Source organism: Aeromicrobium sp. Sec7.5 (genome assembly GCF_036867135.1).
In the GTDB taxonomy this organism is placed as follows: Bacteria; Actinomycetota; Actinomycetes; order Propionibacteriales; family Nocardioidaceae; genus Aeromicrobium.
The window spans coordinates 533,907-553,710 of the sequence record NZ_JBAJIJ010000002.1 but is presented as its reverse complement, the minus strand read 5'-3'; the positions used below and the strand labels follow the sequence as shown (position 1 = coordinate 553,710).

15 protein-coding genes are annotated in these 19,804 nt (G+C 71.8%); 5 read left to right on the top strand and 10 right to left on the bottom strand.

The features are described 5' to 3' along the window. Positions 1-50: 50 nt before the first annotated feature. The gene (locus V6S66_RS15980; RefSeq protein ID WP_334207778.1) at positions 51-671 is read right to left on the bottom strand and encodes a hotdog domain-containing protein; all 621 of its coding nucleotides are present in this window, start codon (positions 669-671) and stop codon (positions 51-53) included. A gap of 134 nt (positions 672-805) precedes the next feature. Here V6S66_RS15980 and V6S66_RS15975 point away from each other — a divergent pair, with 134 nt between their 5' ends. After that, positions 806-2,365, top strand: a complete 1,560-nt coding sequence (locus V6S66_RS15975; protein ID WP_334207777.1) for an AMP-binding protein — start codon at positions 806-808, stop codon at positions 2,363-2,365. A 288-nt stretch (positions 2,366-2,653) separates the two neighbouring features. Here V6S66_RS15975 and V6S66_RS15970 read toward each other — a convergent pair whose 3' ends face one another. The 4 genes from V6S66_RS15970 to V6S66_RS15955 form a co-directional block, all read right to left on the bottom strand. After that, positions 2,654-3,052 carry a hypothetical protein gene (locus V6S66_RS15970; protein ID WP_334207776.1) on the bottom strand — a complete coding sequence of 133 codons (399 nt, stop codon included), beginning with the start codon at positions 3,050-3,052 and terminating at the stop codon, positions 2,654-2,656. 28 nt (positions 3,053-3,080) lie between these two features. Further along, positions 3,081-4,820 (bottom strand): hypothetical protein, encoded by a 1,740-nt coding sequence (locus V6S66_RS15965; protein ID WP_334207775.1) that lies wholly within the window; start codon positions 4,818-4,820, stop codon positions 3,081-3,083. Positions 4,821-4,862: 42 nt separating this feature from the next. Beyond that, the gene (locus V6S66_RS15960; RefSeq protein WP_334207774.1) at positions 4,863-5,519 is read right to left on the bottom strand and encodes a hypothetical protein; all 657 of its coding nucleotides are present in this window, start codon (positions 5,517-5,519) and stop codon (positions 4,863-4,865) included. A 70-nt stretch (positions 5,520-5,589) separates the two neighbouring features. Then, a complete protein-coding gene (locus V6S66_RS15955) occupies positions 5,590-8,127 on the bottom strand; it encodes a LuxR C-terminal-related transcriptional regulator (protein WP_334207773.1) in 2,538 nt (845 codons plus the stop codon). Between the two features lie 154 nt (positions 8,128-8,281). Between V6S66_RS15955 and V6S66_RS15950 the strand changes: the two genes are divergently transcribed. Beyond that, positions 8,282-8,776, top strand: coding sequence for a hypothetical protein (locus tag V6S66_RS15950; protein ID WP_334207772.1), 495 nt, complete (start codon positions 8,282-8,284; stop codon positions 8,774-8,776). Positions 8,777-8,959: 183 nt separating this feature from the next. On the opposite strand, the gene V6S66_RS15945 is transcribed toward V6S66_RS15950, so the two are convergent. From V6S66_RS15945 to V6S66_RS15935, 3 genes are all read right to left on the bottom strand, one after another. Next, positions 8,960-9,805, bottom strand: a complete 846-nt coding sequence (locus tag V6S66_RS15945) for an adenylate/guanylate cyclase domain-containing protein (protein WP_334207771.1) — start codon at positions 9,803-9,805, stop codon at positions 8,960-8,962. Positions 9,806-9,920: 115 nt separating this feature from the next. Continuing rightward, positions 9,921-12,725 carry a phosphoenolpyruvate carboxylase gene (gene ppc / locus V6S66_RS15940; RefSeq protein ID WP_334207770.1) on the bottom strand — a complete coding sequence of 935 codons (2,805 nt, stop codon included), beginning with the start codon at positions 12,723-12,725 and terminating at the stop codon, positions 9,921-9,923. Positions 12,726-13,092: 367 nt separating this feature from the next. Further along, on the bottom strand, positions 13,093-14,037 hold the full coding sequence (locus V6S66_RS15935; protein ID WP_334207769.1) for an ATP-binding protein: 945 nt from the start codon (positions 14,035-14,037) through the stop codon (positions 13,093-13,095). Positions 14,038-15,110: 1,073 nt separating this feature from the next. Here V6S66_RS15935 and V6S66_RS17075 point away from each other — a divergent pair. The 3 genes from V6S66_RS17075 (at position 15,111) to V6S66_RS15920 (ending at position 18,760) form a co-directional block, all read left to right on the top strand. Continuing rightward, positions 15,111-15,500 (top strand): helix-turn-helix domain-containing protein, encoded by a 390-nt coding sequence (locus V6S66_RS17075; RefSeq protein ID WP_442885951.1) that lies wholly within the window; start codon positions 15,111-15,113, stop codon positions 15,498-15,500. 112 nt (positions 15,501-15,612) lie between these two features. After that, positions 15,613-15,912 carry a GIY-YIG nuclease family protein gene (locus V6S66_RS15925; RefSeq protein WP_334207767.1) on the top strand — a complete coding sequence of 100 codons (300 nt, stop codon included), beginning with the start codon at positions 15,613-15,615 and terminating at the stop codon, positions 15,910-15,912. A 478-nt stretch (positions 15,913-16,390) separates the two neighbouring features. Further along, positions 16,391-18,760, top strand: coding sequence for an AAA family ATPase (locus tag V6S66_RS15920; RefSeq protein WP_334207766.1), 2,370 nt, complete (start codon positions 16,391-16,393; stop codon positions 18,758-18,760). Positions 18,761-18,969: 209 nt separating this feature from the next. On the opposite strand, the gene V6S66_RS15915 is transcribed toward V6S66_RS15920, so the two are convergent. Beyond that, complete coding sequence (locus tag V6S66_RS15915; protein ID WP_334207765.1) at positions 18,970-19,428, bottom strand: nucleotidyltransferase domain-containing protein; 459 nt, start codon at positions 19,426-19,428, stop codon at positions 18,970-18,972. Positions 19,429-19,455: 27 nt separating this feature from the next. Beyond that, positions 19,456-19,740 carry a hypothetical protein gene (locus V6S66_RS15910; protein WP_334207764.1) on the bottom strand — a complete coding sequence of 95 codons (285 nt, stop codon included), beginning with the start codon at positions 19,738-19,740 and terminating at the stop codon, positions 19,456-19,458. Between the last annotated feature and the right edge of the window lie 64 nt (positions 19,741-19,804).

Sequence of the window (19,804 nt, the reverse complement as noted above, 5' to 3'; positions counted from 1 at the left end):
AGCAACCTTTTGACCAAGCGGTGAGGTTGCCTGCTCACCGCCTCTCGGTGTCAGCCGTCCGTGCGGCGGCCGAGGCCCTGGTCGGGGCGCAGCCGCAGGAAGAGGGCGTCGGCCTCCGCGCACACGGTCGATCCGTGGCGGATCTCGCCGCGCACGAAGATCTTGCGGTCCTCCACGCGGTCGATCCACGCGGAGACGGCCAGCTCGGTGTCGATCGGCGTGAGGGCGCGGAAGTCGGTGTTCAGGTAGGCCGTGCGCGTGATCGCCTTGGCACTGGCCGAGGCGAGGATGCCGAGCGCCTCGTCGAACAGCAGCGCCACCGCTCCGCCATGGGCCGCCATGCCGCCGCCCATGAACCAGCGGCCGAACGTCACGGTGCCGTCGACGCGCCCGCCGCCGGCGGAGGACACCCGGAACTCGGGCACCATCGCCTGTCCGCGGACCGGCAGGCTGGGGACGCGGCCGTTGGTCTGCTCGGTCTCGGGCCCGGACAGGGGCGCCAGGCGCTTGGTCCACTCCGCGAGGTCGTCGGCGAGCGCGTCGACCGTCTCGCGATCGAAGCGCATCGACGCCACGAGGTCCTGCGCGTCCCGGAGGTTGCGGACCAGGTTCCCGTACGCCGCGGCGTCGTCGGCGTCGAGATTGCTGCTGAAGATCGTCTCCCAGGACATGCCCCGCACCGTACCGACCGCTCGGTGCAGTCCCGCACCCGCTCACCGAACTGGACTGAGGGTTGGGCTGCAACGTGCAGGCAGCCGTCGGCAGGATAGGAATGACGTGAGCCACGCCACTCCCGGAGGTGCCCGTGTTCTACCCCTTGACGATCAGTGACTTCCTCGACCGTGCCGTCACGGTCTACCCCGACCGGATCGCGGTGGTCGACGAGCCGGTGCAGCCGGCGGATTCGTGGGGCGAGATCACGTATGCCGAGCTCGGCCGGCGCGCCCGCGCGCAGGCGGCCACGCTCGACGAGCTCGGGGTGCCGGTCGGCGGGCGCGTCGCGATCGTCTCGCAGAACTCGGCCCGCATGCTGTGCTCGTTCTACGGCGTCTCCGGCTGGGGTCGGGTGCTCGTGCCGGTCAACTTCCGCCTCGCCGTGGCCGAGATCCAGTACATCGTGGAGCACTCCGGAGCCCAGGTCGTGATGGTCGATCCCGACCTGCGCCACCTCAAGGACGAGCTCCGTGTTGGCCAGAGCGGGGTCGACCACGTCTTCGTGCTCGGCGAGGACGACGACAAGATCTGGGGCTCGAAGGCGGATCCGCAGCCGTGGGAGGCCGACGCCGTGGAGAAGGAGAACGCGACCGCCACGATCAACTACACGTCGGGCACCACCGCCCGGCCCAAGGGCGTGCAGCTCACGCACCGCAACAACTGGCTCAACGCCACGGTCTTCGGGTGGCAGGCCAGCGTCAACGATCGCGACGTCTACCTCCACACCCTGCCGATGTTCCCCGCCAACGGCTGGGGCCACCCGTTCGCCGCGACCGGAATGGGGGTGAAGCACGTCGTGATCCGGCAGATCGACGGTGGCGAGATCCTGCGCCGCATCCAGGAGCACGGCGTCACGTACCTCTGCGCGGCCCCGGCCGTGGTGGCCGCCGCCCTGGATGCCGCGAAGGACTGGGACGGCGAGATCCCCGGCCGCGACACCGTGCGCATCATCGTCGCCGGTGCCCCGCCGCCCACGCGCACGATCGAGCGGGTCCGCGAGGAGCTGGGCTGGGAGTTCATCCAGATCTACGGCCTCACCGAGACCTCCCCGCTGCTCACGATGTCGCGCATGCGCGAGGAGTGGGACGACCTGGAGGCCACCGAGCAGGCCCGCCTCCTGGGTCGTGCTGGAGCTCCCGCCGTGGGCGTGCGGGTCATGGTCGACGAGACCGGCGAGGTGCTCGCGCAGTCCAACCACAACCTCGCGTCGTACTGGGAGAACCCCGAGGCCACCGAGGAGGCGCAGAAGGGTGGCTGGTTCCACACCGGCGACGGCGGCACGTTCGAGGACGGCTACGTCACGATCGCCGACCGCAAGAAGGACGTCATCATCACCGGCGGCGAGAACGTCTCCTCGATCGAGGTCGAGGACGCGCTGATGTCGCACGACGCGGTGCGCGAGGTCGCGGTCATCGGCATCCCCGACGAGAAGTGGGGCGAGATGGTCACCGCCTTGGTGGTGCTCGACCCGGACGTCGACGCCCCCTCGCAGGAGGATCTCATCACGCACTGCCGTCAGCACCTCGCCGGCTACAAGTGCCCCAAGCGCATCGAGTTCCGCGAGGAGCTCGTGCGCACCGCCACCGGCAAGCTCCAGAAGTTCAAGCTCCGTCAGGAGTTCTGGAAGGACACCGGCCGCCAGATCAACTAGCCAGCCGCTCCTCGGTCGGCTGATCGAGTCGGTCACGCCGGGAAGGCTTCGAGGCTCACGCCCCAGAGGGCGTTCGCACCTCAACCACCGGTAGTTGAGGTGCGAGGAGCCCTCGGCGACGAGCCTCGAAACCTGGGTCACCTGATGGGTCGCGGTACCCCTTTCGAGGCTCCTCGTTCCTCGTCGCACCTCAAGGGGCGGGGCTTCGCCCGCTCCCGGTGGTTGAGGTGCGAGGAGCCCTCGGCGACGAGCCTCGAAACCTGGGTCACCTGACGGGTCGCGGTACTCCTAGACGTCGCAGCTCGTGGTGGTGCCGTCGTCGTACTCGAGCTCGACCTCGGCATCCGGCGGCAGGCCGGTCGACCCGGCGACCGTCTCGATGATCAGGCACTCCGACGACAGGTACTCGTCGTAGTCATCGTTGATCTGGATCCGCAGGGTCGAGCCGTCGACCTCGTAGCCGTCGACGTTGCCCATCGCCGCCTCGATCGCGTACCCCAGGGTGTCCAGTCCGATCTCGACGTCGGAGAGGGAAGCAGTGTCGGATCCCGAGTCGCCGCCAGACCCGGTCCCGGACTGGGGCGATGAGCCACCCCCCGCGTCGTCGTCACCTCCGCACCCGGCGAGGACGAGCGCGGTCAGGGCAGCGGCGATGCCGAGGGTCGTGCGTTGGAGCGTACGGGTCATGGTGGTGCCTTTCGCGGTGGGTCGAGGATCAGGAGACGGAGTGGGTGGTGCCACGCCGGCGCAGGAGCACGCCGCCGGCGCCGGCGGCCAGGAGGGCGACGACGATTCCGATCAGGTTCGGAGCGGCGCCGACCACGGGAAGCGTGGCGGCGCCCGGCGAGCTGCCGTGGCCCACGCCGTTGCCGGACGTCCCGGCGGCGGGGCCGGTGCCCCGCGACCACTGGGCCGTGGCGAGCACGGGGGAGCTGGCCAAGGGGGCCAGCGCAGCGTCGGCGGTGAGCGGACCGGCAGCGGTCAGCCACCCGCTGAACGTGAACCCGGTGCGGCTCGAGGTGGGCAGGGGCCCGCGGTAGCCGGTGTCCCACGTCGGCGCGAAGACCCGCGTGCTCGCTACCGGCGTGCCTCCGGCGGCGTCGAAGCGGACGTCGAAGTTGTTCGTCGTGACCTCGATCGTGTTGCCGCCCAGCACGAGGTCCTCGGTGAGGGCGATAACGCCCTGGTTCTCGATCCACCCGTCCCCGACGAGCTGGGCGCCCGTGGTCGGGTCGGCCTCGGTGCCAAGGATGCGACCGCCGTGCTCGACCAGGACGTGCGGGACGCCGGGCACGTCGTCGTCGCTCCGCGGGAGCAGCAGCTGTCCCTGCGGAAGGTGGAGCGTCCCGGCGACCTCGAGGATGCCGAAGGGGCCCTCGGGCCAGGCCGATCCGAGCACCGACGGCGATCCGGCTCCGCCGATCGCGGTGACTGTGCTGCCGGCCAGGATCGCGATCTCTCCGCCGATCCCGTCCAGCCCACCACCGATGGCCGTGGCGCCGGCGCCGCCCGTGGCGTGGACGACGTTGCCGCCGGTGCCGACGACGAGGGTCCCACCGGGGCTGTCGCTGCCCCCGCCGATGCCGGACGCGCGGTCCCCACCGACAGCGGTGACGGTGGACGGTCCGAACCCTCCGAGCTCCGGGCCCAGGATCTGGACGTCCCACGCCGTCCCGTTCGGATTGCTGCCGCCGATTCCGGCGCCGTCGCGTCCGCCGTGGGCGACGACGACCGAGTCGTTGACGCTGAGCGGGCCCTGGATGCCGCTGCCGTTCACGCCCCCGGTCGCGTTCAAACTCGTGCTCTCGATCATGATCGCGGGGCCGTAGCGGCCCCCGACCCCGGGATGTCCGCCCCCGCCGTTCGCGGTGACCGTCGCGCCGAGCAGCTCGATGCGGCCACCCACGCCGTCCAAGCGCGGCCCGATCCCCGCGCCGGAGTCCCCGCCCGTGGCCGTGATCGTGCCGCGGTCGACGATGATCAGGCCGGAGTTGTGCGTGGTCCCCGCTCCGATGCCGGATCCGTGCTCGCTGCCGAAGGCGGTGACCCGCGCGTCGTCGACGTAGAACGTGCCGAGGACGTCGACCCCGGCGAGCGGATCGGTCGAGGAGCGCGCGTCGGCGTGCAGCTGCCCGGCGTTGCCGGGACTGGAGTCGGTGAGCGTGAACTGGGTCCCGCTCGCGATGCGCACGCTCTGGACACGGAGCTCGTGGCCCGCGAGGTCGATCCGTGCATCACAGCCGCTGGGGATCACCAGGTCGGCCCCGCCGGAGTCGATGTCGGCGGTGAGGGTCGTCCCGAGAGCGGCCGGAGCGCACGCGGCGAAGCCCGTGCTGAGCGTGGCCCAGTCCGCGACGTCGTCGGCGCCTGCGGGCTGAGCGCTCAGCGCGAGCCCCACGACGGTGGTGGAGGCGACGCCGACGAGTCCTCGGAGGCGGGCGGGGCGCTGGGTCATGAGGGGTCCGTTCGAAAAGAGGATCGGGTCGGGGCGGCGGGGTCAGCCGACGCGGCGGAAGGCCACGTCGGGCGCCTCGGGGTCGTCGGCCGGGTTGGTGACGAACCCGTCGGTGTCGCACGTGACGGTGAGGGTGTCGGACCACGGGCTGCCACTGACGGGCAGCATGTCCGTCGGCAGCGGGTTGCCGTCGATGCTGATCTCCTGGTCGGCCGCCAGCCGACCTCCGTCGCCCGCGGTCAGCGTCAGCGCGGAAGCCGTGGACTCCCAGGTGCCGGACTCAGAGCCGTCGAACGTCATGAACCAGAGCAGCTGGCCGCCAGGGCTCGATCCGCTCGAGGTCGTGCGCTGGTCCTCGCCGGTGACGACGTAGCCGCCGTCGGACTCGAGCGTCACCGTCACGCGTCCGGTCACGTCGACCTGGACGCCGGAGAGGTCCGACGCCGTCAGCACGTCGCCGATGCCGGTGACCCAGACGTCGTCGTCGAGCACGAACTCGCCCACCAGGCAGCCCTGGGTGCGCAGCGCTGGGTCGCTCTCGTCCTGCCAGTCCGCGTCCTCGCCGGAGCTCGCGGACTCCTGCGACGGCGCGGTGGTGGTGTCAGCACCGCTCGACGAGGCCTCGGTCGAGTCATCGCCGCCGCAGGCTGACAGGCAGAGGGCGAGCGCGGCGAGCGCGCTCGGGGCGGACGTCTTCACGGGAGCTCCTCGAGATCGGGTGCGCTCAGGATGGCCAGATCCGAGCGGTGACCCCGTGAGTAGCGACTACTCACACCTGCGTGAGCGGCAGTTCCCCCTCGAGCACGAGCGCCTCCCGCAGGTCGTCACGACCCGAGACGCCGAGCTTGCGGTACACGCGAGCGAGGTGGTTGTCGACGGTGCGCACCGACAGCCCGAGCCGTTCGGCGATCTCCCGGCTGCGAGCACGCCCGGCGGCCAGGCGAGCGACGTCCAGCTCGCGCGGCGTGAGCGCACGGATGCCGTCGACGACCGGCCAGCGTGCGGCCCCGTGGTCCGAGCCCAGGAGCACCGCCCGCTGACGCCACGCGCGCGCCTCGTCCGGGGTTCCGGCAGCGCCGAGCTGTCGAGCGATCACGCCGGCGACGTGGGAGGCGCGACCCACGAAGCCGATGGCCAGAAGTCGGTCGACCCACTCCTCGAGCCGGTCGGTCGAGCCCTCCAGGAGCGCGCCGGCTCGCGCCGCGAGCAGCTGCCCGAGCCCACTCGGCCCGCCTGCGACGGCGAGCTGGGCGAGCTGGTCGACGCGTTGCGGCGTCGGCTCGATCATGACGGCCTCGTCGAGAGCCATGATCGCGAGCTGGCGGTGCATCTGGCCGGCCGCCGACACTGCAGCCTGGGTCAGCGCCGTGGCCGCGGCGGAGGGGTCGCCGGCGCGCAGCAGCGACTCGGCGTCCACCCGAGCAACGTGCAGGGCCACCTTCGGATCGAGCCGCTGTGGCTCGGTGAGGGCCGCGACCACCTGCGCGGCGGCGGAGCTGCGTCCGGCCCGCGCGTGCGCCACGGCGACGAGTGCCGCAGCCGTGGGTCGCAGGCCCGTGAAGTCCCGCCACGCCAGGTGTCGCACGGCGCGCCGGGCGAGCGTGTCCATCTGGCGGGCCTCCCCCCGGTGCAGCGCGGTCTCGGCCGCGGCGTACTCCCACATGCCGAGCGCCGGTGAGGCCGTCGATGCTGCCGCGTCGCGGTGGGCCAGGGCCTCGGCCTCGGCGGCGAGGACGTCCCCGTCGAAGGCGCGCCCCAGGTAGTCCGACAGGCTCAGCAGGTCGGCCACCCATGGCTCGACGTCCGGCACGTCCGGCAGGCAGGCGCGACCGGCCGAGACCGCCGACCTCACCTGCGCGGCAGTGCCGTCCATCGACCCGATCATGGCGGCGATCACGGCCTCGGTCAGTCGCGCTCGCGCCGTGACTCCGGGGTCCGAGGCCAGGCCGGGTGTCTCCTGCCCGGCCATCAACCGCCACTTCACGAGATCGGCCTCCAGGACGCGTCGCTCGTCGGGATCGGTGATGTGCCCCAGCAGACCGGTCACCTCGGTCACGGCCGTCGCCGGGTCCATGCGTCGCACGGCGTGCAGCAGGCCGAGCTCCTGGCCCAGCTGTCGCCGTGCAGCATCGTCGAGGGTCGTCTCGTCGGTGGCGGCCGCGAAGCAGGCCGCTGCCTCGTCCAGCTCGCCGCGGGCGGAGGCGATGCGCCCGCGGAGCAGACTGGTCCGCGGGGTGTCCTCGCCCAGCAGGCCACGGACGATCTCAGCGGCGCGGTCGGCGTCCCCGGTGGCGAGGCACGCCTCGGCGGCCCGGACGACGGTCTCGGCGTCGACCGTGCCGCCGCTCGCGAGGAGCAGGAGTGTCGAGGTCGGCAGCCACTCGGGGTGCGCACGGAGGGCGAGACCGAGGCGCCGGCGGGAGTCGGCGAGCTCGGTCGGTGGCAGGTCGGCGGTGAGCACCAGGGCGTCGAGGCGCCGCGTCGGGCGCACGCCCTCGCCGACCGTCACGTGGCCAGCGACCCGGAGCTCGTGGAGTCCCGTCGGGTCGAGCGCGTCCTCGGGAAGGGCTCCGGCCACGCTGACGTCGCGAAGCACACCCCGAGCGGCGTCGCTGAGGTCCGTCAGGCGTTCGTGCGCCGCGGCCCGGGACCGGTGGCCGGGGCGGAGGTCGACCAGGTCGACCCCGGCGGGACCCGCGGCGTTCGTCGACGCCCGCAGGAGATCGACGACGAGCGCTGGACTTCCCTCGCACAGGCCGATGAGCTGGGCCGCGGACGCCGACGCGAGCTCGTCACCGACCACGCTCGAGGCCAGGGCCAGGACGTCGTCGGGTGCCAGTGGCGTGACGGAGACGGTCACGGAGCGCCGAGCCGCCAGCTCGTCGCGGACCGATCGGCTGATGTCGGCGGGGTCCCGGCAGACCAGCACGACCGCGACCTCGGCGCGGGCAGCCTGTCCCAGCAGGACCCCGGTGGCGCGGTCCAGGTCGGCCACGTCGTCGACGACCAGCACGGCACGACGCTCGCGCAGGATCGCGGGGAGTCGGGAGTAGACCCCGAGGGCGTCAGCGCCCGCGAGACCGACGTCGGCCAGCAGCGGCGCCACCGGTGCCAGGGGAACCCCGGCGACCGCGTCGCCGCCGCGCACGAGGTGTACCGATCGCATCTCCTGGGCCAGCGCCTCCACGACGTCCTCGGCGAGCCGGGTGCGCCCGGAACCGGCGGGCCCCACCACCACGACAGGGCGCCCGGTCCGCACGGCCTCGAGCACGGAGGTCCGAAGACTGCGGCGTCCGCTCAGGTCCATGAGGGGACGGTAGCGGCGGACGATGCGTCCTGGCAGGTGTATTCCGCCCGGATCCTCACGGGCGGGGCGCGGTGAAGGGTCCTGAGTAGAAGTTGCTCAAGGCGCCGGGGTGGCGCAGCGACTTGTCTGGAGCCCCCTGTCGAGAGGAAGCCTCGTGAACCCCATCCGCCGCTGGTCGGCCGTCGTCGTGATCGGCCTCGCCCTGTTCGTCTCGTCCGCCTGTGGATCCGACGGAGTCACCATCCCCACGTCCGACGGCGACGTCACGATCGATCAGGACGAGGGGCAGGTCTCGCTCGACGACGGCGAGGGCAACAGCTTCAGCACCTCCGCCGAGCTGCCCGACGGGTTCCCGGAGGACGACGTCCCGATCGTCGAGGGCACGATCGTCCAAGGTGTGGCGGTCGACCAGGACGGCAGCGCCGGCTTCTCGGTCACGCTGGAGGTCGACGGGTCCGTGGCGGAGGTGTACGACGAGGCCAAGGGTCTCCTGGAGGACGCCGGGTTCACGTCGTCGCTGGACTCCAGTGGCCAGGGTTTCGCGACCGCGGGCTACGACGACGGGACCTGGACCGTGCTGGTCAACGTCGGTGAGATCGGCGACACCTCGAGCGTCTCCTACACCGTGGCGAAGTCAGGCCAGTTCTGAGGGCACTCCCGCTGGTTGAGCCGGCGCGCTCGTTCCTCGCGCTCGCTTCTGCAACTCGCTAGAGCGAGTGGCAGGCGGCTCAGCCTCGCTTCGCTCGGCACGTGGTGACCACCGGTGGTTGAGGTGTGAGTGCCGCCTGCGGCGCGAGCCTCGAAACCTCGGTCGGGTGACGGTGGCGGGGGCCTACCGATCGTCGGGGGAGGGGGCGACGCGCCAGAGCTGCTCGATCGTCGCGAAGCCCTTGAGCCGCGCTTCGCGCACGTCGTCGAAGACGAACTCGGTGGAGTCGATGAGTGCCTCGCGCAGGTCGTTGCTCACGAGCACCTCGCCGCCGGAGGCCTCCGACGCGACCCGCGCGGCGAGCGCGACGTTGCGTCCGAAGTAGTCACCGTCACGCGCCACGACCGCGCCGCGGTGCACGCCGATCCGCACGCGCACGGCGTGGGTGCGCAGGCGCCCGCGGTCGGCCGCGAGCCGGTCCTGGACGTCGAGCGCGGCGCGCAGCGCGTCGGCGGGCCAGCGGAACACGACCATGAAGCCGTCGCCCTGGGTCTTCACGACCTCGCCGTGGTGCTGCTGGATCGTCGAGCGCATGACCTCGTCGTGCCGGGCGAGCACCTTGACGAAGGCGCGGTCACCCAGGGCCACGTTGAGCTCGGTCGAGCTCTCGATGTCGGAGAAGAACATCGTGACGGTGCCGTCCGGCGCGGTGGCGCGCTCCACGACGGCGCGGTCCGCGCGCAGCCACTCGGTGAGGTCCTCGATCGAGCTCGCCACGAGGGCCTGCATACCGTGCGTGCGGAGCAGGTCGGCGGTCTCGGCGACGGCCTTGACGGCGTGCGACGCGCGGCGCAGCGCCCGCGGCGGACGTCGACGGTTCGGGGGAGCCGACACGATGAGCCGCTGCTCCTCGAGCTGCGCGATCGCCTCGCGAGCGTTGCGCAGCCCGGCCCGCATCACGATCGTGACGACGCCGAGCCCGATCGTGCTGGCCACGAAGAGGCCGAGCAGCACCGCGAGCCAGATCACCCGCGCATCGTAGCCCCCCACCCGCCCGACCCAGATTTGCGCTGAGTTGTGCGAAATCGCGCCACGGGTTCTGCGCAACTCGGCGCAAATCTGGGGAGGTCGAGGGTGTTCGAGGTCAGCCGGTATTGCGGAGGCCGGCGGCGATGCCGTTGACCGTCATGAGCAGCGCCCGGCGGAGGGCGTCGTCCATCGAGTCCGGGTCCTTGCGCGAACGGGCCAGGAGGTCGACCTGGGCGTACGACAGCGGCTGGAGGTAGGCGTCGCGCACCTCCAGCGTGCGGCGCAGCGCCGGCTGGTGGTCGAGGAGTCGCTTCGAGCCGGTGATCCGCAGCACCTCCTCGACGGTCACGGAGTGCTCGGCGCGGATCACGTCGAACAGTGGCTGCAGCTCGGTGGGCACGAGCTCGGAGACGTAGTGGCCCGCGATGTCGAGGTCGGTCTTGGCCAGCGTCATCTCGACGTTGGACATGAACGTCGCGAAGAAGTGCCAGTCGGTCAGCATCTCCTTCAGGCGGTCGCCGTGGCCGGCCTTCCGCGCCGCGCGCAGCCCGCTGCCCACGCCGAACCAGCCGGGCACGACCTGGCGCGACTGCGTCCACCCGAAGACCCACGGGATCGCGCGCAGCGCCGTGATGTCGCCGCCCTGGCCCGGACGCTTCGACGGCCGCGAGCCGATGTTGAGGTCGCCCAGCTGCTCGACCGGCGTCGAGTGCACGAAGTAGTCGAACAGGCTCGGGTCCTCCACGAGCTTGCGGTAGGCCGCGTAGGCGGAGTCGCTGACGAGCTCCATCGTGGCGTCCCACTCGGCGAGCTGGTCCGGGCCCTGTCGCGCCTTCGTGTGCAGCGTCGAGGCGGTCAGCACGGCCGCCATCGACAGCTCGAGGTTCTCGCGCGCCAGCACCGGCAGGGCGTACTTGTCGCTGATGACCTCGCCCTGCTCGGTGAACTTGATGTCGCCCGTGAGCACGCCGAACGGCTGGGCGAGGATCGCGTCGTACGTGGGTCCGCCACCGCGACCGACCGTGCCGCCGCGGCCGTGGAACAGCCGCAGTCGCACGCCGTGCCGGGCCGCGACGTCGCGCAGCGCCCGCTGGGCCTGGTGCAGTTCCCACTGGCTCGTCGTGATGCCGCCGGCCTTGTTGGAGTCGGAGTAGCCGAGCATGACCTCCTGCACGTCACCGCGCAGCGCCACGACCTGGCGGTAGCTCGGGTCGCTCAGCAGCTCGTCGAGCACGGTGCCGGCGCGGCGGATCTCCTCGATCGTCTCCAGCAGCGGCGCGAAGTCGAGCCGGGAGAAGGGTTCGGCGCCGTGCAGCTCGACCAGACCGGCCTCGCGGGCGAGCACCACCAGGGCGAGCAGGTCGTCGGCGCCGGTCGTCATCGAGACGATGTAGGTCTCGACGACCTCGGGCCCGTAGGTCGCGTGCAGCTCGCGCACGACCTCGAGCACGCCGTAGGTCTTCGCCCCGTCCTCGTCGAGCACGGGTGGCTGCGGGCTGAGCGGGCGCCGCGACGCGAGCTCGGTCGAGAGCAGCGTGAGCCGTGCGGCGCGGTCGAGCTCGGCGTACGGCCCGGGCTGCTCGCCCACGCGGTCGACGAGCTGGGCCACGGCGTGGTGGTGCGCGTCGGCGTGCTCGCGGATGTCGAGGCTCGCCAGGTGGATGCCGACGAGCGAGACGGTGCGCACGGTGTCGGCGAGCATGCGGTCGGCGATGATCTCGCCGCCGTGCGCGCGCAGCGAGGCGTCGAGCAGGGCGAGGTCGGCCAGGATCTCGGCCCGGTCGGCGTAGTCGTGGCCGGGCCGATGCGGACGGCCGGCGACGATCCGCTGCGCGGTGTGCTCCACCTTGAGCCGCATGCACGAGAGCTTCAGGCGGTAGGGCTCGGCGGCGTTGACCGTCAGCACCCGCGGGTCGAGGTCGGGCAGGGCCTCGCGGTCGGTCTCGAGCGACGCCATGAGCTCCTCGCTCGCGCCCACGAGGTCGGCCGAGATCGACAGCTCGCGGATCACGACGTCGAGGCTCGCGAGCACGAGCCGGGTGGCCACGCGGTTCTGCAGGCGCAGCACCTCGCGCGTCACCTCGGGCGTGACGTTGGGGTTGCCGTCGCGGTCGCCACCGATCCAGGAGCCGAAGGTCAGGGGCCGGGTCGTGGCCGAGGGGCGGACGCCGTGGTCGGCCAGGCTGTCGGCGAGATCGGCCGACAGCGCCGGCATCGTCTCGGTGAGGATGTCGCCGAGGTAGTACACCGCGTGCCGCGCCTCGTCGAGCGGCGTCGGCTTGTTGCGGCGCACCGGATCGGTCTGCCACACCAGGTCGATGAGCTGCGACAGGTTGGCGTCCTGGCGTCGTCGCAGCGGACCCTCGTCGACCGTGGGCTCGGCCAGGATGTCGGCGATCCGGCGCAGCTTGGTCAGCGTCGAGCGACGGCTCACCTCGGTGGGGTGGGCCGTGAAGACGGTGCGGACGTTGAGCGCCTCGATCGCCTCCGCGAGGGCCTCCGGACCCTGCTGGTCGACGATGTCGGCGATCGCCTCGTCGAGCCAGCCCTCGCCGTACGGCCGGGCCTCGACCTCGCGCATGCGGGCGACCTGCTCGGCCATGTTGGCGAGGTTGAAGTACACGCTGAACGCGCGCACGAGCGCGGCGACGGTGTGCGCGGGCTGCTCGTCGAGCAGCGTGCTCACCTCGGCGCGCGCGGCGGCCCGGTCGTCGGCCTCGCCCGACTCGGTGCTGGTGCCCGCGAGCGAGCGGACGCGCTCCACGAGCTCGAGCAGCTCGGCTCCCTCTTGGCGGACGAGGGTCTCGCCGAGCAGGTCGGCGACGCGTCGGACGTCGTGGTGCAGCTGGTCCTCGGTCGAGTCGTTCAACGGGGCCTCCGGAGCAGGATCGGGAACCGGCGCCGTTGCCGTGGTGCCCACCCTACGACCAACCACCGGTGGTTGAGGTGTGAGGAGCGCCAGCGACGAGCCTCGAAGCCTCGGTCACGCTTGGGGGCTGAGGTACCCCTTTCGAGGCTCCTCGTTCCTCGTCGCACCTCAAGGGGCGGACGGATCCCCCGGTGGTTGAGGTGTGAGTGCCGCCTGCGGCGCGAGCCTCGAAACCGTGGTCAGGTGGTGGGTGGGCGGTACCCCTTTTGAGGGGCGGGGCTGCGTCCGCGCCCCCGGTGGTTGAGGTGTGAGTGCCGCCTGCGGCGCGAGCCTCGAAACCGTGGTCAGGTGGTGGGTGGCGGTACCCCTTTCGAGGCTCCTCGTTCCTCGTCGCACCTCAAGGGGCGGGGCTGCGCCCTCAGCCGTGCCTGGTCAGGGCGTGGTGGAGCTCGGGGACGTTGGTCGTGCCGTTGACCTCGAGCTCGGTCAGCGCCCGGCGGGTGCGGCGCATCGTGTGCACGAGGTCGCGGCCACGGAAGGTGAGCGCCGCGACGAGGCGCGAGGTCGAGCGGTGGTGGTCCCCGTCGATGCGCACGCCCGGACCGCCCGGCACCTGCCACCGCGTCCCGGGGCGCCCGGAGTCGGCCGTGACGCGGCACTGGATCGCGTAGCCGCGCACGATGATCGACTCCTGCGTGAGCCCGAGATCGACCAAGCGGGCCCCGTGGGCCAGGTGCAGCTGGGCCTGCACGAGGTCGAGGTTCGTGACCTCCTCCGTCGCGGTGTGCCCGAGCTGCAGACCGGGCAGCACGGCGACGGCGGCGAACGCATCACCGTCGACCTCGAACCGCACCGTGACCGCGCCCGCGAGCCCCAGCTTCTCGACGAGCCGCACGGCCTCCCGGCACAGCCCGTGGCGCACGGCTGTGGCGAGTCGTGGCGCGGGCGCCATGACGACGGCGTCGTCGCCGCCGGTCACCTCGCGCTCGCGCAGGTGCACGACCTCTCCGCCGAGGTCGGCGAGCAGCTGGACGTCGATGCGGCGTCCGTCGCCCGGGTCGGTCACCGCGATGCCGGCGTCGGCGGCCACGGCCTTCCACCGCTCCGGGTCGACGACTGCGGCGAGCGCCTCCACCGAGGCGCCCACGAACCGCAGCCCCATCGCGAGGCAGCCGCGGGCCACCGTCAGCTGCGTCGCCGCGTCGGCGTCGAGGAGGTGGATCGCGTCGGCTCCCGCGTCGAGCGCGTCGCCGAGCGGGTCGCGGGCCGAGACGAACGTCGTCACGACGCCCAGCTCGTGGGCGGCCACGGCGACGCGGCGGGTCAGCGGGCCGTCGTCGACCACGGCGAGAGAGGTGAACATCATCGCGACGCTAGCCACGGGTGGTGTCCTGCAGGTGACGCTCACACGAACGCCCCAGACACCACCCGCGACCAGCCGGGGGTAGGCGGCACCGAGCCGCCCCCACGGTGGTTCGGTGCCTGCGAGAACCGTAGGCCGGGGCGGCGAGGCTGCACAGGGACCGAAACGAGATCGGGACACCTGGACCGTTTTCTTGTCACCCACGTCACAAGAAATCCTTCTGGCACCACCTGGGCCACCCGATTCGCTTGTCCCCGGCTCGGTGCTCGTGGCTGAATCACCATGTCGCCCCCACGACGCACGCAGACCCGGTCTCGGCCGGGTCGACCTGACGGCCCTTGAGGTCGTGGACGGAGGGGACCCATGACGGCAGACCAGCTGTTGCGGCCGGACCACACGGGAGTCTCGGCCGCGTTCGGCCACTCGGGCACCATGGCGCACGGACGCATCGTCCGCGCCATCTCCCGCGTCACCGACGCCCCGATCGACCTGCGCACCCGCAGCCTCGTGGCCGCGTGCTTCGACGAGTTCCTGCGCGCCGAGTGCCGCCCGCGCATCGCCCTGCGCGCCACCGCCCAGCTGATGGACGAGCTCGGCGCCGCTCGCGCCCAGGTGGGCGTCTCGCGCCGCGACATCGACGCCACCTTCGTGCAGGTGCACGACATCGTCATGGGGTCGCTGACCCAGTTCACCCGCGGGCAGGTCGTCGGTGAGCCGATGCTGCGCCTGCGCCGCGACGTCAAGCACTACCTCGGCGGCCTGCACCGCCAGCTCCTCGCGGCGGTCGCCCGCGAGGAGGTGCGCCAGGACCGCGATCAGGCCGAGCGTGCCGCGCTGCAGGGCGGTGTCACCGCTCCCGTGGCCGACGGCCGGGTCCGGATGATCGTCGCGGTCGTCGACGAGCTGCCGCACGAGCTGCTCGGAGACGCTCGCCTCCTGCCGGGACGCTCCTGCTTCGAGGTGCTGGTGCCGGAGGGGGTCGACCCCGCCGAGCTGGAGCGCGTCGTCGGTGGTCAGGTCGTGGTCGGTCCGCTCGTGAGTGGCGCGGAGCTCGAGGACTCCTCGGCCATGGTGTGGCGGGCCGCGGCGCTCCTGCGGGAGGGTCGCGCGGCCGACCAGCGCCGACTCGTCCCGTTCTCCGACCTGCTGGGTGTGCTGCTGATCTGCGGCAACCCGGTCATGGCACGGCTGCTGGCCGACAAGCACCTGGCCCCGCTCGCCCGCCTCACGCCGCACCGTCGCCGCGAGCTCGCCTCGACCCTGCTGGCCTGGCTCGAGCGGGGGGTGGCCGGCAACGTGCTCGCGCGCGAGATCGGGGTGCGCCGCCGCAGACGGTGCACCACCGCCTCAAGCAGTGCCGCGACATCTTCGGCACGGTGCTCGACGAGCCCACCCAGCGGCTCGAGCTCATCGTCGCCCTGCGCGCCTCCCAGCCCGAGTGGGCCGGTCGTCCCCAGGCCTGACCCCACCCCCGGTGGTTGAGGTGTGAGTGCGCTCTGGCGCGCGAGCCTCGAAACCTTGGCCACCTGTGGACACGACTCACCACCCGGTGCCGATCTGCGGTGTCATGCAGCCATGCCTGCCGTCTACATCCTCCGCTGCTCCGACGGGACCTACTACGTCGGCAGCACCCGCAACCTGCAGCATCGGCTCGACCAACACGCTGCCGGACGCGGAGCCGAGTACACCCGGATGCGGCTGCCGGTCGAGCTCGCCTGGGCTCAGGAGACCGGAAGCGTGCGCGAGGCGTATGGCTGGGAGCGCAGGATCCACGGCTGGTCACGGGCCAAGCGTGAGGCGTTGATGCGTGGTGACTTCGAGCTGCTGCCGGAGCTGTCGAGCAGGCGTGCCGGCCGTCCGAGGGAGGACACCTGACCAGGGTTTCGAGGCTCGCGCCGCAGGCGGCACTCGCACCTCAACCACCGGAGCTTTCCGCCCCTTGAGGTGCGAGGAACGAGCCTCGAAAGGGGTACCCCAGCCCGTCGCCTGACCAGGGTTTCGAGGCTCGCGCCGCAGGCGGCACTCGCACCTCAACCACCGGAGCTTTCCGCCCCTTGAGGTGCGAGGAACGAGCCTCGAAAGGGTACCCCAGCCCGTCGCCTGACCAGGGTTTCGAGGCTCGCGCCGCAGGCGGCACTCGCACCTCAACCACCGGGGCTTTCCGCCCCTTGAGGTGCGAGGAACGAGCCTCGAAAGGGGTACCCCAGCCCGTCGGCTGACCAGGGTTTCGAGGCTCGCGCCGCAGGCGGCACTCACACCTCAACCACCGGGGAGTCTGCACCCCCGTGGGCTGCTCGAAACCTCGGTCGGCTCAGGTGCCCGGAGTGGGCGCCGTGGTGGGTAGGTTGCCGGGATGGCGCTGACGATCACCGACGACTTCCGCCGGGCGCTGGAGCTCCTCGAGGCCGGCGAGCACCTCTTCCTCACGGGAAAGGCCGGCACCGGCAAGTCGACGCTCGTCCGCCACTTCCTGGAGACCACCGACCGCCGCGTCGTGGTGGCGGCGCCCACGGGCATCGCGGCGCTCAACGTCGAGGGCTACACGATCCACCGCCTCTTCGGCTTCCAGTCCACGACGCACCTCGACGACGTCCGCTCCGGCACCTACCGCCCGGGCCGGTTCATGAAGACGATCCGGTCGCTCCAGACGCTCGTGATCGACGAGGCGTCGATGGTGCGCGCCGACGTGTTCGACATGGTCGCGGCGGCACTCGAACGCTTCGGCCCGCGCCAGGGGGAGCCGTTCGGTGGCGTGCAGGTCGTGCTCGTGGGTGACCTGCTGCAGCTGCCGCCGGTCGTCGAGGACCGCGCGGCCGAGCACTTCACGACCCACTACGAGACGCCGTACTTCTTCTCGGCCCACGCGTTCGACCGTGAGCGCTTCCCGACCGTCGCGCTCACCACGGTGTTCCGCCAGCTCGGCGACGACCGCCTCACGTCGCTGCTCAACGCCGTGCGCGAGGGCGTGCTGCTCGAGCACGCGCAGGCCGAGCTCAACGCCCGCGTCGATCCCGACTTCGAGCCGCCGGAGGACGAGCTCTGGCTGACCCTCGCGCCGTCGAACACGATCGTCACGGCCCGCAACCGGCAGCGGCTCGAGCGGCTCGAGGGCGAGCTCGTCGAGGTGCACGCGGTCGAGTCCGGCGACGTGTCGGGATTCGACCCGCCCACCGACGCCGTCCTGCGGGTCAAGGTGGGCGCGCAGATCATGATGCTGTCGAACGACCAGGCCGACCGGTGGGTCAACGGCAGCCTGGCCCGCATCACGGCTCTGCGCCCCGACCCGCACACCGGCGAGATCGAGGTCGACGCCGAGCTGGCCGAAGGCTCGCTCGTCACGTTCGGCCCCCACACCTGGGACGTCACCGAGACCGTGGTCGAGGGCGGGTCGCTGCGTCGCGAGGTCGTGGGCCGGTACACGCAGCTGCCGTTCAAGCTGGCGTGGGCGATCACGATCCACAAGAGCCAGGGCCAGACGCTCGACCGGTTGGTCGTCGACCTGACGGGCGGCGTGTTCGCCACGGGCCAGGTCTACGTCGCGCTGAGCCGGGCCACGTCGATGGCGGGCCTGGTGCTCAAGCGCGCCGTGGAGCCGAGGCATCTGCGCACCGACCGCCGCATCCTTCGCTTCCTGCAGGAGGCTGAGGCGGGCTCGGGGGCCGAACGGCACTGCGCGATCGGGGTCGCCTTCGTGGGTGACGAGGGCACGTTCTCACGCCCGCGACCGGTCGAGCTGGCCGTGGTGTTCGACGACGGCACCGAGCTCAGCACCCTGGTCAATCCCGAGCGCGACCTTGCCGACGCCCGAACCGCGTTCGGCATCTCGGCCGACGACGTGCTGCTCGCCCCGACGCTGCCGGCCGCGTGGGCCGTGCTCGCGCCGTTGCTGGCCGGCGCCGTGCCGGTGGGGGTGGGGGTCGACGAGCTGCTGGGCAAGGTCGACTTCGAGCTCAAACGACTCCGACAGGTCGTGGCCGTGCCGCTCGGCGTCGAGATCGGCGCGCGCCGACTGACTCCGGCCGAGCGCGAGGGCCTCCGGGCGCGCACCGCGATCGAACGCGCCCGCGCCGCGATGTCGGCCTTCCAACGCCTGCGCGACGACCTTCCGCCCGGCACGCCCTTCGACGTCCCCGACGGCGAGGTCGAGCCCGCCTATCTCCTCACTCGCGACACCTACGTCCCTGGCCCCGCGGCCGATCGACACCCCACGCTGGCGGCGATCGCTCGCGCCAGCGCCACGATGAGCCAGCTCCTGCTCGGCGACGACCCGGGTGGGGTGGGCGACGAGGTCTCGGCGGTCGCGGCCGCTGCCGTCACGAGCCGTCTTGCGAACGTGGCCACCAAGTCGGCGCGACTTTCACCCGCGCTGGTCGACCGCCTGCGCCTGGTCGAGACCCACCTCGGCACGAGCTTCGTCGACGACGTGCTGGCCGAGCTCGGCGCCGCCGTGCCGCTGATCGACGAGGTGTTCGTGCCCGGCGCGCGCGTGTGCTTCACCGGCACCGCGATGTCGCCGTCCGGTCGCCTGTACGGGCGCGACGAGATGGAGCGCCTCGCCGTCGGGGCAGGGCTGACGCCGGTCGCCAACGTCACCAAGACCCGCTGTGACGTATTGGTGGTGGCCGAGATCGGCACCCAGTCGGGCAAGGCGCGCAAGGCCCGCGACTACAGCAAGCCCGTGCTGACGGCCGAGGAGTTCTTCGCCTGGGTCGGCGTCACCTGACCTATCCGTTGGCTGTCCCCCTACGACTTCGTCGTGGGAGGTGCCCCCAGTGCGAGCGAGGAACGAGCGAGCCTCGAAGCCTCTTGTCCCGTGACAACGCCCTCGGGGTCAGACCTCCATGTCCACCGCGTCGAGCAGGTGGGGGATGCGGCGTTCGAGCGCGGCAAAGACCAAGCGGTCGTCAACCTTGTCCTAGTCGCTGGCGTTGGTCACAGACCCACGATCTCGGTGAGCCCGTGTGTGGTGACCGGTCCTCGAGCGCGGGAGTCGGCCAGGTCCACGGGGAAGGTCAGGAGCGTCTCGAGCTCTTGCTGCAGGGTCAGCAGATCGACGATGTCGTGATGGTCGGAGAACTCGACCAGGAGATCGATGTCGGAGTCGGGTCGGTCGGTCCCTCGTGCGACAGAGCCGAACACCCGCGGCTCGGGCAGGCCGGCACGATCGAACAGGTCACGCACTTCGTGACGCCGAGCCGCCAACGCCGTCGATGGCTGCGTCGTCAGCGCCTGGTCGAGCGCTGCCCGGGCCGAGGCCGAGGGCGTCCGCTTCCCGGACTCGATGGCAGCGATCGTGGGTTGCTTGACCCCGGCGAGGTCAGCGAGTGCCCCTTGCGACAGGCTCAAGATCGAACGCCTGCCCCGCAGGAAGTCCGCGTAGGTGTTGGTCATGACTGGCGTCGTGCGATGACCTGACGGTCAATCGCGGGACCGGGGAACGATGAGTGGGCCGGTCGACTGTCGGGTGGCCAGCGTGTAGACGCGATCGTCGAGCCGGTCGACCACGGTTCGCATCTGGGCGATGTCACTTTTGATCTCGGTGCGCAGGCTGCGGATCGCTGCGAGGATCAGGCCGGCGAGCGACAGGCTGACACCGATCAGGGCCCCGATCGACACCCACGTCTCCAGCGGCACGGTGATCACCTGTCCATTCTCGTCCGCGTCCTCTGACGCTGCAAGCAGCCTAGGCAGCAGCGCCGACATGCGCCACGGCCGAGTCGCCGACCTGTGGATGTGCGGGAGACGCCGACGGCGGACGATCGTTCGA

Excerpts from the sequence above, each read along its gene's own strand:
- V6S66_RS15980 (WP_334207778.1), bottom strand. The coding sequence starts at position 671 with ATGTCCTGGGAGACGATCTTCAGCAGCAATCTCGACGCCGACGACGCC.
- V6S66_RS15970 (WP_334207776.1), bottom strand. The coding sequence starts at position 3,052 with ATGACCCGTACGCTCCAACGCACGACCCTCGGCATCGCCGCTGCCCTG.
- V6S66_RS15965 (WP_334207775.1), bottom strand. The coding sequence starts at position 4,820 with ATGACCCAGCGCCCCGCCCGCCTCCGAGGACTCGTCGGCGTCGCCTCC.
- V6S66_RS15955 (WP_334207773.1), bottom strand. The coding sequence starts at position 8,127 with ATGGACCTGAGCGGACGCCGCAGTCTTCGGACCTCCGTGCTCGAGGCC.
- V6S66_RS15935 (WP_334207769.1), bottom strand. The coding sequence starts at position 14,037 with ATGTTCACCTCTCTCGCCGTGGTCGACGACGGCCCGCTGACCCGCCGC.
- V6S66_RS15925 (WP_334207767.1), top strand. The coding sequence starts at position 15,613 with ATGCCTGCCGTCTACATCCTCCGCTGCTCCGACGGGACCTACTACGTC.
- V6S66_RS15920 (WP_334207766.1), top strand. The coding sequence starts at position 16,391 with ATGGCGCTGACGATCACCGACGACTTCCGCCGGGCGCTGGAGCTCCTC.
- V6S66_RS15915 (WP_334207765.1), bottom strand. The coding sequence starts at position 19,428 with ATGACCAACACCTACGCGGACTTCCTGCGGGGCAGGCGTTCGATCTTG.
- V6S66_RS15910 (WP_334207764.1), bottom strand. The coding sequence starts at position 19,740 with ATGTCGGCGCTGCTGCCTAGGCTGCTTGCAGCGTCAGAGGACGCGGAC.